Consider the following 13,825-nt stretch of genomic DNA (forward strand, 5'->3'; position numbering starts at 1 on the left):
CTCACGCTAGCGCGTCGAGCATGGCCGATACGTCGGGGAGCTCATCGGGGCGGACCAGCTGGTCGGTGCGGACGAAATAGAAGACCGCGTCGACCCGCTCCACCGGGATTTGGTGCAGCTCCGCCCAGGCCCGGCGGTAGAGCGCCAGCTGGCCCGGATCGGTCGCCTCGGCCCGGCCGGTCTTCCAGTCCACGATCTGCCAGTCGTGGCGTGGATCCTCGCTGCGATAGACGGCGTCGATCCGGCCGCGGATCAGCAAGCCGTCCAGCAGCAGCGTGAACGGCGCCTCCAGGGCGTAGGGCACCCGCTCACCGAACCGGCCGCCGGCGAACCGCGCGCACAACTCCCGCAGCGCCAGCTCGTCGGCGGCGCCGGTGTCGGCCCGGTCGGGCAGCTCGTCGGGATCGACCAGCGGCGTCGGTGCACCCCGCAGCGCATAGTGCTGCTCGATCCAGGCATGGAAGCGGGTCCCGAACCGGGCACTGCGCGACGGCGGCCGGGGCATCGGCCGCAACAGCGCCTCGGCGTACGCCTCCGGGTCGTCGACGGCGGTGAGCAGGTTGGTCGCCGAGACCGCGCTCGGCAGGGTGACCTCGCGGCGGCCGCGGCGCGCGGCCCGCGCCTCCGCGAGCAGCTGGTCGGCATCGGCGTCCCAGCCGGCGATCGTCTCGGCCTCATCGAGCAGGGCAGGTGCGGTGTCCACCGGCTCGTGCTCACCGGTCTCGGCGAACCGGGCGCGGGCGGCCTGGACGGCCCGGGCGGCATCCCGGCGCCGACCCTGGGCGTCCTCATCCAGCGGCCGCGGCCACGGTGTCGGCTCGGCCGAGCGGTCCAGCGGGTTGGTCGCATCCGGTGCCAGCGGCGGTGCCTCGGCGAGCACCCGGTCCTGCCGGGTCGCCTCGTCGATGATCGCCTGCAGATAGCCGGATCGCTTGCGTGGTTTGGAATTCTCCGGTCGCCAGACATGCCCGGTGCCGACCAGCACCTGCTTGGCGCGGGTCACCGCCACATAACCGAGCCGGTCCTCCGAATGCAGTTGCTGCTTCTTCAGCGACTCCGAGAACGCCTTCAGCCCGTCGTTGCTGACCTCCTCCAGCTGGGGGATCCACTCCCGGTCCCCGCGCAGATCGGCCGGCAGCGCCGCGGCGTTCTTGACCCAGTTGTCGAACACCTGGGTCGAGGGGAACACCCCTTCGACCAGGGCGGGCAGATAGACCTGCCGCCACTCGAGCCCTTTGGCCTTGTGCACCGTCAACAGCTTGATCGAGTCGGCCTCGGAGGGGGTGGCCTGATCCAGCCCGTTGCCCTGTTGTTCCTCGGCGAGGAGATAGGCCAGCAACCCCGACAGCGACGCATCGCCGTCGACATCGACGTAGTCGGCGACCGCGTCGGTGAACACCGCCAGCTGGTTGCGCCGCTCGGTCACCGCGAACTGGGGTGTGGAGACCAGTTCGACCTCCAGGCCGAGGGTGCCGATCACCCGCCGGGTCAGGTCCAGCACCGGTTCGTCGGCATGCGCCCGCAACCCGGCCAACTCCGCGGCGAAGGCGGCGAACCGCTCCCGCGCCGCCTCCGAATAGGGCCCCTCGCCGGGATTCTCCAGGGCGTCGAGCAGGCTGATCACACTGGTCGGGTCGACATCGGCGACCGCGTCCTGCAGGTCGGCGGTGATGCTCTCCTCGCCGTCGTCGCTGTCCTCCCGGTCCCCGGCGAGCTCGCGGGCCCGGCTGCCGAGCAGGGCCAGATCTCGCGGTCCGATCGACCAGCGCGGCCCGCTCAACAGGCGGATCAGCGCGGGGTTCGCGGTGACATCGTCGAGCACCCGCAAGGTGGCGACCACATCGCGCACCTCGGGCAGTCCGAGCAGGCCACCGAGCCCGACGATCTCGACCGGGATGTCGCGGGAGGTCAGCTCGGTATAGAGCGGGCCGATGTCGCCATTGCGCCGGGTCAGGATGGCGATCTCCGACCACTGGTCCACCGCACCGGTCTGGTGCGCGGCGGCCACCTGCTCACCGATCCAGGCGACCTCCTCGGGCCAGGTCTCGAAGGTCGCGGCCCGCACCTCACCCGGCCCGGAGCTGGCCGGTGCGACCAGCCGCGTGTCGGTGAGATCGACCGGCCCGTCAGCGAGCAGCGGGTCGCTGCGCAGCGGCGCGGCCAGCACGTTGGCGACATCGAGGATCGTCTGCCCGGATCGCCGGTTGACGGTCAGCGTGAAGTCGGGGGCCGGGCCACCGTCGGCGCGCGGGAATTCGTTGCTGAAGTTGAGAATGTTGTTCGCCGCGGCGCCCCGCCAGCCGTAGATCGCCTGGAACGGATCCCCGACCGCGGTCACCGGGTGCCCGCGGCCGTGGTCGGCGTCGGGCCCGGAGAACAGCCCCTGCAGCACCATCGCCTGGGCGGCCGAGGTGTCCTGGTATTCATCCAGCAGCACCACCTTGAACTGGTCGCGGACCAGCTCGGCGACCTCGGGGGCGGCACGCACCAGGTGCGCGGCGGTGGCCATCTGGTCGGCGAACTCGACCACCCCGAGCCGCCGCTTGAGCCCCTGGTAGTCACCGACCAGGCTGGCCAGTTCGAGCCGTTCCGCGAGCACCGCCTCCGCCCGCTCGACGTCCTTGTAGCGGCGGCCGCCCCGTGCCAGCGGGGCCTGGTCCCAGTCGGTCCGATACCGGCGGGCGTGCCGATCCAGCTCGGCGCGACCGACCAGGTGGGCCTGCAGTTCCGCGTCGAGCTTGAGCACCCGGTCGGCGACGAACTGGGGTTGCAACCGGGAGATCGCCTCGAACGGCCCGGCGGCGGCGGCAACCACCCGCGACGCCAGTCGGAACCGGGTGGCGCCGGTGATCATCGTCTGTTCGGAGTCGACCCCGATCCGCAGGCCGTGTTCGGCGACCAGGCGGGCGGCGTAGGCGTCGTAGGTCATCACCACCTGCTCACCGGCCTCGTCGATGCCGTCCAGATCGAGGACCCCGGCCCGCAGCAGGGCCGCCCGGACCCGCGCGGACAGCTCGGCGGCGGCCTTGCGGGTGAAGGTCAGCCCGAGCACCTGATCGGGGCGTACCGCACCGGAGCCGACCAACCAGACGACCCGGGCGGCCATCACCGTGGTCTTGCCGGACCCGGCGCCGGCGATGATCACGCCCGGTTCCAGCGGCGCGGTGATCGCCGTCAGCTGCTGGTCGGAGAACGGGATGCCGAGCGCCTCGGACAGTTCCTCGGGGGAACTCAGCCGATGCCTGAGCCGCAACGGGGTGACCGCGGAGATCACTGGACCACCTCCGCCGACTTGGCCGGGCAGGAATCGGCGAAAGCGCAATACCTGCAGGATTTCTGTACGCGTGCGTCGAACCGCTCTTCGCGCACGATCGCCGCCGCCTGCGCGATCTTGTCGTGCACCCAGGTCTGCCGGGTGCCCTCCTCGCCGGGCAGCTGGGGCTGATCGTCCAACGACGCCTGATTGAACACCATGGGATAGGGCTGGTCACCGGAATCCTGGAGCCGCAGATAGACCAGCTCGGCGCCGCCGACCCGGCGTTCGCCGGGGGCCAGGTCGTCGAAGGCGCCCTGCTGGGCGGCGAGCTGATAGACCCCGAGCTGTTCGTGTCCGGGCAGCTCCGACTTCTCCGGCGCGGTCTTGCCGGTCTTGAAATCCACCACGTGCAGGCGGCCGTCACCGAGGCGTTCCAGCCGGTCGACGGTGCCGGTCAGCAGCACCCGTTCGCCGTCCACCTCGACGGGCAGCTTGAACGGCACCTCGGTGCCGAGCACCTCGCGGTGGGCGTTGGCGGTCAGCCAGGCGGCATGGCGTTCCACCATCGCCTCGGCCTCCACCCGTTCGACCGCGGAGCGGTAGCGCGCGGCGAAGTCGAGCTGTTCCCAGATCTCGTCGAGGTGACCGACCAGCTCATCGGGCGGGATGTCCTCGCGGGCGGCGTGGTCGACCAGCACGTGCATCACCTCACCGGTGCTCGCGGCGGTGCGCCGCCCGGACTCGCCCTGGGCGCGCCGGGACAGGAACCACTGCCGGGGGCAGGCGAGCAGCGAACCGAGGCTCGACCCGGACAACCGCACCGGATCCCCCGGCGCCACGACCGGGTCACCGGCCCGGCTCACCGCACGCATTCCCCACCAGTTGGCGGGATCCGCGGCGGGTGCCAGCGGCCGGCCCTCGTCGTCGACCGCGTCGGCCAACCGGGCCAGCCGCACCGCCGCGGCATCGCGCAGCACCGGTGACTGGTCGGGGTCGACCGAGATCCGGCGCAGCTCACCGACCAGGGCGGCCAGGGTGAGCGGGCGGCGCGGCCGGCCGGTGATCTGCTGCTGCGGCGTACGCAGTTCGCTGAGGAATCGGGACGGTTGGTCACCCTCCCCCTCGGTGCCCTCGACCGCGGTCACCACCAGCCGTTCCCGGGCCCGGGTGCAGGCGACGTAGAACAATCGGCGCTCCTCGGCCAACCGGGCACCGAGCGAGAGGCCCTCGGTGAGCCCGGCGCCGCCACCGGGTCCCTGCCGGCCCAGCCGATCGGCCTCCAGCAGCGAACCCCGGACCCGCAGATCGGGCCAGCCGCCCTCCTGCACCCCGGCGACCACCACCAACCGCCACTGCAGGCCCTTGGCCCGGTGCGCGGTGAGCAGGCGCACGCCGCGGCCGCGCAGGTCGCCCTCGCGCTGGGTGTCGGCCGGGATCTGCTGGGCCTCCACCTCGGCCAGGAAGGACTCGACCCCGCGGGCACCGACCAGTTCCTCGGAGCGGACCGCGATGTCGAACAGGGCGCAGACCGCGTCCAGGTCACGGTCGGCGCGGCGGGCGGAATCCCCACCACCGAAGGCATCGGCGCGCAACCGGGCCGGCCAGTCGGTGCCGGACCAGAGCAGCCAGAGCACCTCCTCGGCGGTGCCGCCGGACTCGATCCGGGCCCGGGCCTCGGCGAGCAGCACCGCCAGCCTGCGGGCCTGCTCCAGCTCCCGGGACGGGCCGGCGGACCGTTCCGCATCGGTCAGCCGGCCGGGATCGATCAGCGCCAGCCGAGACAGCTCGGCCGACGACTCGGGCAGCGCGCCGCCGAGCTCCTCCCGCTCCGCGGCACGCAACCGCCGCCCGAGTCGGCGCACTCCCAGGCTGTCCAGGCCACCGAGCGGGGAGACCAGCAGCCGCGCGGTCTCGTCGACATCGGGCCCGTCGACGCGCAGCGCGACCTGCAGGGCCAGCAGCAGCGGCCGGACGGCGAGCTCGGCGGAGAGCGCGATCTCATCACCGGCCACCTCCACCGGCACACCGGCCGCCGACAGGGCCCGCACCAAAGGCGGCAGGTCGCGGCGCCCGCTGCGCACCAGCACCCCCATCTCGGACCAGTCGAGGCCGTCGCGCAGATGGGCCTGGCGCAGCAGATCCGCGACGTGTTCGGCCTGGGCGCCGGTGGATTCGAAGCCGTAGATCTCGACCCGGCCGGCGGGGCCGGCGGGGTCGGTGGCCGGGTGGCGGAACCGCTCGCGGACCTCCGCGGGCAGGCTGCGGGCCAGCGGCAACCGGTCGGCCAGGTGACCGGTGGCATCGGCGATCCGGCTGCCGTAGCGGCGGGTGGTGCCGAGTGCCAGCACCGGCGCGGGATCACCGTCGGCGGTGCGGAACCGGTCGGGGAAGTCGAGGATGCCGCGCGCCTCGGCACCGCGGAAGCCGTAGATGGACTGGTCCGGATCACCGACCGCGACGACGGTGCCGCCGGGACCGGCCAGCTCGCTGAGCAGGGCGACCTGGGAGGGATCGGTGTCCTGGTATTCGTCGACGTAGATGCCGTCGATCTCGGCGCGCAGGGTGGCGAGCACCTCGGGGTCGGTGAGCAGGATCCGGCAGCGATGCACCAGCTCGGAGTAGTCGAGCACGCCCTCGAAATCGAGCACCTCGAGGTATTCCTCCATGAACCGGCCCACCCCGGCCCACTCCGGCCGGTCGGCCAGCTCGGCGGCGTGTTCGAGATCCTCGGGGTCGAGGCCGAGCTGCCGGGCCCGGGCGATGACCTGCCGGGCCTCGGCGGCGAACGCGCGGGTCGGATACGCCGCCCGCATGCCCGCCGGCCAGTCGGTCAGCCCCGGGTCCCGCTCGGCCAGCCCGGCGAGGGTCTCCCGGACCCGGAACTCCTGCTCGGGGGCGGTGAGCAGCCGCAGCCCGGCCGACGCCTCCGCCACCCCGGGTTCGTGGTCACCGGCGCCGAAGCGGCGCAGCAGGGCGTAGCAGAAGGAGTGGAAGGTCATCGCCAACGGGGTCGCGGTGGAGCGGCCGAGGCGGGCGGTGATCCGCTCCCGCAGGTCGGCGGCGGCCCGCCGCGAGAAGGTCAGCACCAGCGGCGTACGCCGGGACTCCGGCCCCGTCCCATTCGTGCGCAACCGCGCAACGACGGCCTCGACGAGGGTGGTGGTCTTGCCCGTGCCGGGTCCGGCGAGGACCAGCAAGGGGCCCCGGTCATGGTCGACGACCCGCTGCTGATCGGCATCCAGTGCCGGCACCGTCACCACGGTCTCGGCTCGCCGCAGCCCGACTCGCACCATCCCCGTCTGCCTCCTCGATCCGCCGCCTCGTCCGCTGCCGACTCCCATGCAAGCAGACCCCACCGACAGTGACCCTGCCGTGCCCCGGTGACTGGCCGATGTGTCCAGCATCACAACGCAGAAGGAGAGTCTCCTCATCCAGCGAATCACTATCTGACTAGGGGATATGCCACCCTCCGGATGGGAGCAAAACCCAATAATACCTAGATAAGTAGACAAAGATGGGTGAGTACGGTGCTAGCGGGGTACAGGGTGTGCAAGGCTTGTCCCACTGCAGAAGTACTTGTGTCGCGGGTTTTCTTCCGGGTCCAGGGCTTCGTCGGGTGAGCCCCAGCAGTTGCGGGGTCGCATGGCGCGGCTCCACGTTTCAAGGAGAAGGTAGAGAGAATGGCACAGGGAACCGTCAAGTGGTTCAACGCCGAAAAGGGCTACGGATTCATCGCCGTCGACGGCGGTGGCCCGAATGACGACGTCTTCGTGCACTACAGCGCGATCGAGACCACAGGCTTCCGCACCCTCGATGAGGGCCAGCGGGTTGAGTTCGAGACCACCCAGGGACCGAAGGGCCCCCAGGCGGACAAGGTTCGTCCGCTCTGATCTGATCAGAGTCGACAGCCACGGAGGCGGCACCTTGCGGGGTGCCGCCTCCTTGCATGTCCGGCCCCGGGTCGGCCCGCGTGGTCAGTATTTCGGCTGGCTCGGGTCGATCCGATCCGACCAGGCGAGTACGCCACCGGTCACGTTGAGGGCCGGGATCTCCTTGCTCAGCAGGATTTGCTGCACCTGACCCGAGCGGGCACCGGAGCGGCAGTAGAGCAGCACCTCTCCCCCGTCGGCGGCCTCGGCGAGCCGGGCCAGATCGACTGCGTCCTCCTCGAAGGCACCCTTGGGGATCAGCACCGATTCGGGGATCACGCTGATCTCCCGCTCCACCGGTTCCCGGACGTCGACCAGCACGAAGTGGTCCTCACCGCGCTCGCGGGCGGCGAGCCGATCACGCAGTTCCTCCACCGAGATCTCTTCCGCCATGCCATCGCCTTCCTCGTCGCCTTCGCCGGCCTCCGGCGTACCGCGGCCGATGCCGCAGAAATCCTGGTAATCCTCAAGCAGGGTGGTGATCCGCGGATTCGCACCGCACAGCGGGCAGTCCGGATCGGCGGACACCGGGAGTTGCTGCCAGCTGGCCCGCAGCGCGTCGTGCACCTGCAACCGGCCGAGCAGCGGGTCGCCCGCACCGAGCAGCAGTTTCACCGCCTCGGCCGCCTGGGCCGAGCCGATCGCTCCGCAGAGCAGGCCGAGTACGCCACCCTCGGCGCAGCTGGGCACCGCACCCGGCGGCGGCGGATCGGGGAAGATGCAGCGGTAGCAGGGTCCGTGGCCGGCCCAGAAGACGCTGATCTGACCGTCGAACCGCAGGATCGAGGCCCAGACGTAGGGCTTGCCGAGCAGGGCGCAGGCGTCGTTGACCAGGTAGCGAGTGGCGAAGTTGTCGGTGCCGTCGATGACCAGGTCGTACCCGCCGATGAGCTCGAGGGCGTTGTCGGTGTCGATCCGCACCGGGTGCTTGATCAGGCGGACCAGCGGGTTGAGCCGAGCGACCGCATCGGCGGCGGAGTCGACCTTGGGCCGCCCGAGATCGGCGACGCCGTGCAGCACCTGCCGCTGCAGGTTGGATTCCTCCACCACGTCGAAGTCGACCACCCCGATCGTGCCCACCCCGGCGGCGGCGAGATAGAGCAGGGTCGGCGAGCCGAGCCCACCGGCGCCGATCACCAGGACCCGGGCGTTCTTCAGCCGGCGCTGTCCACCCACCCCGACCTCGGGCAGCGTCAGGTGCCGGGCATATCGCCGCATTTCCTCCGCGGTCAGGGATTCCGCCGGTTCCACCAAGGGGTCTGTCTGCACCCGTTCAGCGTACGCGCGCCGTGGAGGGCTCCTCGGCAGCACCCAGGTGGCGGCCGGTGCTGATCCGGACCAGTGGCAGGGCGATGACGGCGAAGACCCCGAGCACGGCCACGAAGGCGAGCACCGCGACGGGCAGCCCGACCGCATCGGCCAGATAACCGGTGGCGACCGGCAGCGCACCCGCGGGCAGGTAGCCCGAGATGTTCAACGCCGCATTGGATTCCGCCCGCCGGTCCGGGGCGATCCGGGTGGCGATCAGCGTCAACCCGGCGAGCTGCCCCAGCCCCTGGGCGGCACCGGAAAGCAGCGCGGCGGCAAGGAACATCGGCCACCGTCCGGCCCCCGTCACCGCGAGACCGAGCAGCACCATCGCGGCGACGGCCGCGATCGAGCTCACCGCGAGCTGGGTCCGGGTGGACCATCCTCCGACCGCGAACTGGATGCCGGTGGCGACCAGGAACATCGCGCAGGCGATCAGTCCGGCGATGAACGGGTCCCGGACGCCGACGGGCCCCGCCAGCACCGAGGGCCCGAGCGACAGCACGAACGAGGTGGCGGTGATCCCGGGGCCGAAGGTGACCGCACCCCAGACCAGTTCCCGACGCCGATCCCGCGGCGGCCGCGGCCAGCGCCACAACCGGCCACCGGTGGCCACCGGCCCCACCGGCCGGTCGAGCGGCAGGCGTACCCCGATGCCGAAGGCGATGACCGTCAGCGCGGTCACCAGGCCGAAGACCCATGGTTGCGGCGTACCGGCCTGGCGCGCGATGGAGCCGGACAGCAGCGGCCCGAGCCCGGCGCCCAGCACCATCGACACCGAGGCGAACAGCCCGCCGATCCGGCGTCGCGCCGCCGGCGCGAGGTCGACCACGGCGGCCATTCCCGCGGTCACCGACCCGCCCACCGAGATCCCGGCCAGCAGGCGAGCCACCAGCAACCAGACCACGTTCTGGGCGAAGAGGAACAGCAGTGCCGAGACGATCGCGGCGGCCAGCGCGGGCAGCAGCACGACCCGGCGTCCGTACCGGTCCGCGAGTCGCCCCGCCACGGTCAGGGTGCCGACCAGCCCGGCCATGTAGCACGCGAAGACGACCGTCAGGGTGCGGGAGGAGAACCCCCATTCGCGCTGCCAGGCCACATAGAGCGGTGTCGGTGCGTTGGAGAGCACGAACACCGACGTGACGGCGATCGCCGCCGCGATCGACCATCCCAGGCCGTGTCGTTCCACGGTTCGCATCACTGACCTCCTGTTCGATCCGACTCGTAGTAGTACGAACATAGTCGAACTGATCCACAAGTTCGAGTCTGTTCGTACTTTGGGTACGCTGGCGCCATGAGCACGCTGGCCCCCACCTATCGCAGCGACACCGAGCCCGACGGCCTGCCCGATCGGTTGCCGGAACCGGCGGTGGCGGACATCCGGCTGGAACGAGTGCTGGGTGTGCTGGCCGACCCGCTGCGGTTGACGATCGTGCAGCGGCTGCTGCACAGCTCCGAGGGGTTCGATCAGACCTGCGGCTGGTTCGGCTTCGACCGACCCAAGTCCACCCTCACCCATCACTTCAAAGCGCTCCGCGAGGCGGGGGTGATCACCCAGCGGCAGTACGGCCTGGAACGCCGCAGCCGGGTCCGGCTGGCCGACCTGAACGCACGCTTCCCCGGGTTGATCGATGTGGTGCTGGGCTGGCGGCCCGCCGACCACTGACCCGCCGCTAGCATCCCCGGTATGCCTGCACGCAGCGAACGCACCGAGGTGACCACCGAGGTCGACGGCCGGCGGCTGGTGCTGTCCAATCTGGAGAAGGTCCTCTATCCAGAGATTGGGCTGACCAAGGGCGAGGTGATCGACTACTACCTGCGGATCGCGCCGGTGATGCTGCCGCACCTGGCGGACAAGGCGCTCACCCGGGTCCGTTTCCCCGACGGCGTCGCCCCGGGTTCGGTGACCTTCTATGAGAAGAACAAGCCGAACGGCTGCCCGGACTGGGTGCGCACGATGCCGGTCTCCACCGGCGACGGCATCGTCGACTATCTGGTCGCCACCGAGGTCGCCACGCTGGTCTATCTGGCGAATCTGGCCGCCCTGGAACTGCATGTACCGCAGTGGCACGGTGATTCCGCGGCCGAGCGGCCGATCACCGTGCGCGGCACCGGCGACTCCCCCAGCGAGCCGCTCAGCGACACCGTGGTGATCGATCTCGACCCGGGCGAGGGACTGTCGGCCGACCGGCTCGCGCATGCCGCCCAGCTCGTCGGCGGGCTGCTCGCCACCGACGGGCTGTTGCCGCTGGTGAAGACGACCGGTTCGAAAGGGCTTCAGGTGTACGCGGCCATCGAACCGGCCCCTGCCCGCGCGGTGACGGCGTACGCCCAATCGCTCGGCGCGCTGCTGGCGCGTACCGAACCCGACTACTTCGTCGGCACCATCACCGTCGCCGAACGCACCGGCCGGGTCTATCTGGACCACAACCAGAACCTGGCGGCCCGCAACACCATCGCGCCGTACTCGCTGCGCGGCCGCGCCTGGGCCGGTGTCTCCACGCCACTGGAGTGGGACGAGGTCGCCGCGGTCGGTACGCCCCAGGACCTGCAGTTCACTCCAGCCCAGGTGCTGCAACGAGTGGACGAGCACGGTGACCTGTTCGCCGAGTTGCTGGATCCGGCCGACGCGCCGCCGTTGCCGGACAGGGCCGACCGGCGGTGACGCGCCGGTAGCATGTCGGAATGCAGGACAGCAGCGGAACCCGTCAGGGCACGGTCGCCAGACAACGCCTGCCCCGCAAGCAACGGCGGCTGCAGCTGCTGGACGTGGCGGGCGCGGTGTTCGCCGCCAAGGGCTATCACAGCGCCGCGATGGATGACATCGCCGAGGCCGCGGGCGTCTCCAAACCCGTGCTGTACCAGCATTTCGCCTCCAAGCTCGACCTCTACCTGGCGCTCGTCGATCGGGCCTGCGACCAGCTCGTCGAGCGGGTCACCGCCGCGCTGCGCTCCACCGAGGAGAACCGCGAGCGGGTCTATCGCACCATCGGCGCCTTCTACGACTTCGTCGCCGATTCGGGGCGGTCGTTCCGCTTCGTGTTCGAGTCCGACCTGACCGGCGACGCCCAGGTCCAGGAACGGCTGTGGCGGGCCCACCAGGACATCGCCCGGGAGATCGGCGCGGTGATCGCCGGCGACACCGGCCTGCCGGATGAGCAGGCCGAGCTGCTCGGGATGTCCCTGGTCGGGATGGCCCAGGTCAGTGCCCGGCACTGGGCCGCCGAGGCCAGCGCCGAGGTCGATGTGCGGCGGGCGGTGGATCTGATCTACTCGCTGGCCTGGCGCGGCATCCGCACCTTCCCCAAGCACGACACCGCCGAACACTGACCCCTCCCCGAAACCCGTTCCCGGGGGTGCCGAATCCGGCGGCCAAGCAACACCCCGCCCCGGTAGATTGTCCGCAACACCCGTCCACCGAGGGGACACGATGAGCAGCATGCAACCAGACCCGAGCGCCGCCGCGGCCGCCCAGCCGGCGCCACTCACCCCGCCCGCGGGCGCGGAGAGCGTGCTCACCCTGGAAGCACCCGCGGCGCCGGCACCGGTGACCGCCACCCAGGCGCCGAAGATGGCGCCACCGGTCAAGGCCGAGCAGGTGCCGGTGCTGGATCAGAAGGTGGAGGCGTTCATGGGCGCGCTCACCTCGGCGCAGGCCAAATCGCCGGAGATGGAGGCCCAGGCCACCGCGGTCCGCAACATGGGCGATGCCGATGTCCGCAAGGCCGCCGAGACCTCCAACCGGTTGCTGAACGCACCGGTCAAGGCGCTCAAGGAGGGCGGCATCTCCCAGGGCTCCTCGATCGGGAAGACCTTGCTGGAGCTGCGGCGTACCGTCGAAGACCTCGATCCGGCCCAGGCGACCGGGGTGCGCAAGTTCCTCGGGATGATCCCGATGGGCGACAAGATCGTCGACTACTTCCGCAAGTACCAGTCCGCCCAGTCCCATCTCAACGGCCTGCTGCACTCCTTGCAGAACGGCAAGGACGAGCTGACCAAGGACAATGTCGCGCTGAACATGGAGAAGCAGAACCTGTGGGCGACCATGGGCCGGCTGAACCAGTACATCTACATCGCCGAACGCCTGGACGCGAAGCTGTCGGCGCAGATCGCCGAGCTGGAGATGGCCGATCCGGACAAGGCGCAGGCGCTCAGCCAGGACGTGCTCTTCTATGTCCGCCAGAAGCACCAGGATCTGCTGACCCAGCTCGCGGTCTCGATCCAGAGCTATCTGGCGATCGACATCATCATCAAGAACAACCTGGAGCTGATCAAGGGCGTCGACCGGGCGGCGACCACGACCATGTCCGCGCTGCGGACCGCGGTGATCGTCTCCCAGGCGCTCACCAATCAGCGACTGGTGCTGGACCAGATCACCGCGTTGAACACCACCACCAGCAACATCATCGAGCAGACCTCGCTGGCGCTGAAGCAGAACTCCGCCGACATCCAGAAACAGGCCGCCGAGGCCAGCGTCGGGCTGCCGCAGCTGCAGAACGCCTTCGCCAACATCTACGCCACCATGGATTCGATCGACCAGTTCAAGCTGCAGGCGCTGGATTCGATGGCGCAGACCATCGGTGTGCTGGAGCACGAGGTGGACAAGTCCAAGGCCTATCTGGACCGGGTTTCCCAGGCCGACCAGCGGCTGGCGTCGGGTTCGATGGACTTCGAGGGCGGTACGCCCGGTCAGGGCCGGTAGCCGATGGGTTTCCTGGACTGGGTACGCGGGGTCAACGAGAAGCTCGAGCCCGAGGGTGCGACGACCGCGCCGAAGGTGCCGACCGAGCACGACATCCTCAACGCCCTGGACCGTACCGAGGAACTCGCCGCCCGGGCCCAGTTGAATCCGGTGGTGCTGGCGCGGGTACGCCGGGTCTCCACCGGTGTGCGCGAGACGCTGCCGCGGATGCGCAGCGTGGGGCTGGGTTCCTCGGACAGTTACGCGGTGATGGCCACCGCCACCGACTATCTGCCGGAGGCTCTGGGGGCGTACCTGCGGCTGCCCAGGGACTGGGCGGACTCGCGGCCGATCGAGGCCGGCAAGACCAGCCTGATGCTGCTGATCGACCAGCTCGACCTGCTGGGCGCGACGATGGACAAGATCTTCGACGCGGTGGCCCGTTCCGACGCCGAGGCCCTGGTCGCGCACGGCCGCTTCCTGACCGCCCGCTTCGGCGGCGAGTCGACCGGTGGCGAACTCGATCTGAATGCCGCCCAGCAGCAACCGCCCCAGCCGACCCAGGCTCCGCAATCCCAGCCAGCACGGCAATCCCCGCCGATGCAGTCCTCCCCCCAGCAGCCCGCCAATCCGCTCGACCTGCCCTGAGCG

The 13,825-nt window shown here is 70.6% G+C and carries 10 protein-coding genes; 6 read left to right on the top strand and 4 right to left on the bottom strand.

Annotation, left to right across the window (positions count from 1 at the left end; genetic code table 11):
* Position 1: 1 nt before the first annotated feature.
* Together BI335_RS15345 and BI335_RS15350 are read right to left on the bottom strand one after the other, a co-directional pair.
* A complete protein-coding gene (locus tag BI335_RS15345) occupies positions 2–3,274 on the bottom strand; it encodes an ATP-dependent DNA helicase (protein ID WP_229119620.1) in 3,273 nt (1,090 codons plus the stop codon).
* Positions 3,271–6,549 carry an ATP-dependent helicase gene (locus BI335_RS15350; protein ID WP_094431914.1) on the bottom strand — a complete coding sequence of 1,093 codons (3,279 nt, stop codon included), beginning with the start codon at positions 6,547–6,549 and terminating at the stop codon, positions 3,271–3,273. Before BI335_RS15350 ends, BI335_RS15345 begins: the two co-directional genes overlap by 4 nt.
* A 387-nt stretch (positions 6,550–6,936) precedes the next feature.
* Here BI335_RS15350 and BI335_RS15355 point away from each other — a divergent pair, with 387 nt between their 5' ends.
* Positions 6,937–7,146, top strand: coding sequence for a cold-shock protein (locus BI335_RS15355; RefSeq protein WP_094355457.1), 210 nt, complete (start codon positions 6,937–6,939; stop codon positions 7,144–7,146).
* An 84-nt stretch (positions 7,147–7,230) separates the two neighbouring features.
* Here BI335_RS15355 and moeB read toward each other — a convergent pair whose 3' ends face one another.
* Complete coding sequence (gene moeB / locus BI335_RS15360) at positions 7,231–8,454, bottom strand: molybdopterin-synthase adenylyltransferase MoeB (RefSeq protein ID WP_094431916.1); 1,224 nt, start codon at positions 8,452–8,454, stop codon at positions 7,231–7,233.
* Between the two features lie 4 nt (positions 8,455–8,458).
* On the bottom strand, positions 8,459–9,691 hold the full coding sequence (locus BI335_RS15365; protein ID WP_094431918.1) for an MFS transporter: 1,233 nt from the start codon (positions 9,689–9,691) through the stop codon (positions 8,459–8,461).
* A 96-nt stretch (positions 9,692–9,787) separates the two neighbouring features.
* Here BI335_RS15365 and BI335_RS15370 point away from each other — a divergent pair, with 96 nt between their 5' ends.
* The 5 genes from BI335_RS15370 (at position 9,788) to BI335_RS15390 (ending at position 13,822) form a co-directional block, all read left to right on the top strand.
* Positions 9,788–10,159, top strand: a complete 372-nt coding sequence (locus BI335_RS15370; protein ID WP_094431920.1) for an ArsR/SmtB family transcription factor — start codon at positions 9,788–9,790, stop codon at positions 10,157–10,159.
* A 21-nt stretch (positions 10,160–10,180) separates the two neighbouring features.
* Positions 10,181–11,158 (top strand): non-homologous end-joining DNA ligase, encoded by a 978-nt coding sequence (ligD, locus tag BI335_RS15375; RefSeq protein WP_094431922.1) that lies wholly within the window; start codon positions 10,181–10,183, stop codon positions 11,156–11,158.
* Between the two features lie 20 nt (positions 11,159–11,178).
* On the top strand, positions 11,179–11,823 hold the full coding sequence (locus BI335_RS15380; protein ID WP_094431924.1) for a TetR/AcrR family transcriptional regulator: 645 nt from the start codon (positions 11,179–11,181) through the stop codon (positions 11,821–11,823).
* A gap of 100 nt (positions 11,824–11,923) precedes the next feature.
* The gene (locus BI335_RS15385) at positions 11,924–13,195 is read left to right on the top strand and encodes a toxic anion resistance protein (RefSeq protein WP_229119621.1); all 1,272 of its coding nucleotides are present in this window, start codon (positions 11,924–11,926) and stop codon (positions 13,193–13,195) included.
* Between the two features lie 3 nt (positions 13,196–13,198).
* Positions 13,199–13,822: a hypothetical protein gene (locus BI335_RS15390; RefSeq protein ID WP_179256160.1), complete on the top strand. Its 624-nt coding sequence runs from the start codon at positions 13,199–13,201 to the stop codon at positions 13,820–13,822.
* Positions 13,823–13,825 lie beyond the last annotated feature (3 nt).

The organism is Enemella evansiae (genome assembly GCF_002250705.1).
Classification (GTDB): Bacteria; Actinomycetota; Actinomycetes; order Propionibacteriales; family Propionibacteriaceae; genus Enemella; species Enemella evansiae.

Bases quoted from the DNA above. Each gene is read 5' to 3' on its own strand.
- BI335_RS15350 (WP_094431914.1), bottom strand. From the start codon at position 6,549: ATGGTGCGAGTCGGGCTGCGGCGAGCCGAGACCGTGGTGACGGTGCCG.
- BI335_RS15355 (WP_094355457.1), top strand. From the start codon at position 6,937: ATGGCACAGGGAACCGTCAAGTGGTTCAACGCCGAAAAGGGCTACGGA.
- BI335_RS15365 (WP_094431918.1), bottom strand. From the start codon at position 9,691: ATGCGAACCGTGGAACGACACGGCCTGGGATGGTCGATCGCGGCGGCG.
- BI335_RS15370 (WP_094431920.1), top strand. From the start codon at position 9,788: ATGAGCACGCTGGCCCCCACCTATCGCAGCGACACCGAGCCCGACGGC.
- ligD (WP_094431922.1), top strand. From the start codon at position 10,181: ATGCCTGCACGCAGCGAACGCACCGAGGTGACCACCGAGGTCGACGGC.
- BI335_RS15380 (WP_094431924.1), top strand. From the start codon at position 11,179: ATGCAGGACAGCAGCGGAACCCGTCAGGGCACGGTCGCCAGACAACGC.
- BI335_RS15385 (WP_229119621.1), top strand. From the start codon at position 11,924: ATGAGCAGCATGCAACCAGACCCGAGCGCCGCCGCGGCCGCCCAGCCG.
- BI335_RS15390 (WP_179256160.1), top strand. From the start codon at position 13,199: ATGGGTTTCCTGGACTGGGTACGCGGGGTCAACGAGAAGCTCGAGCCC.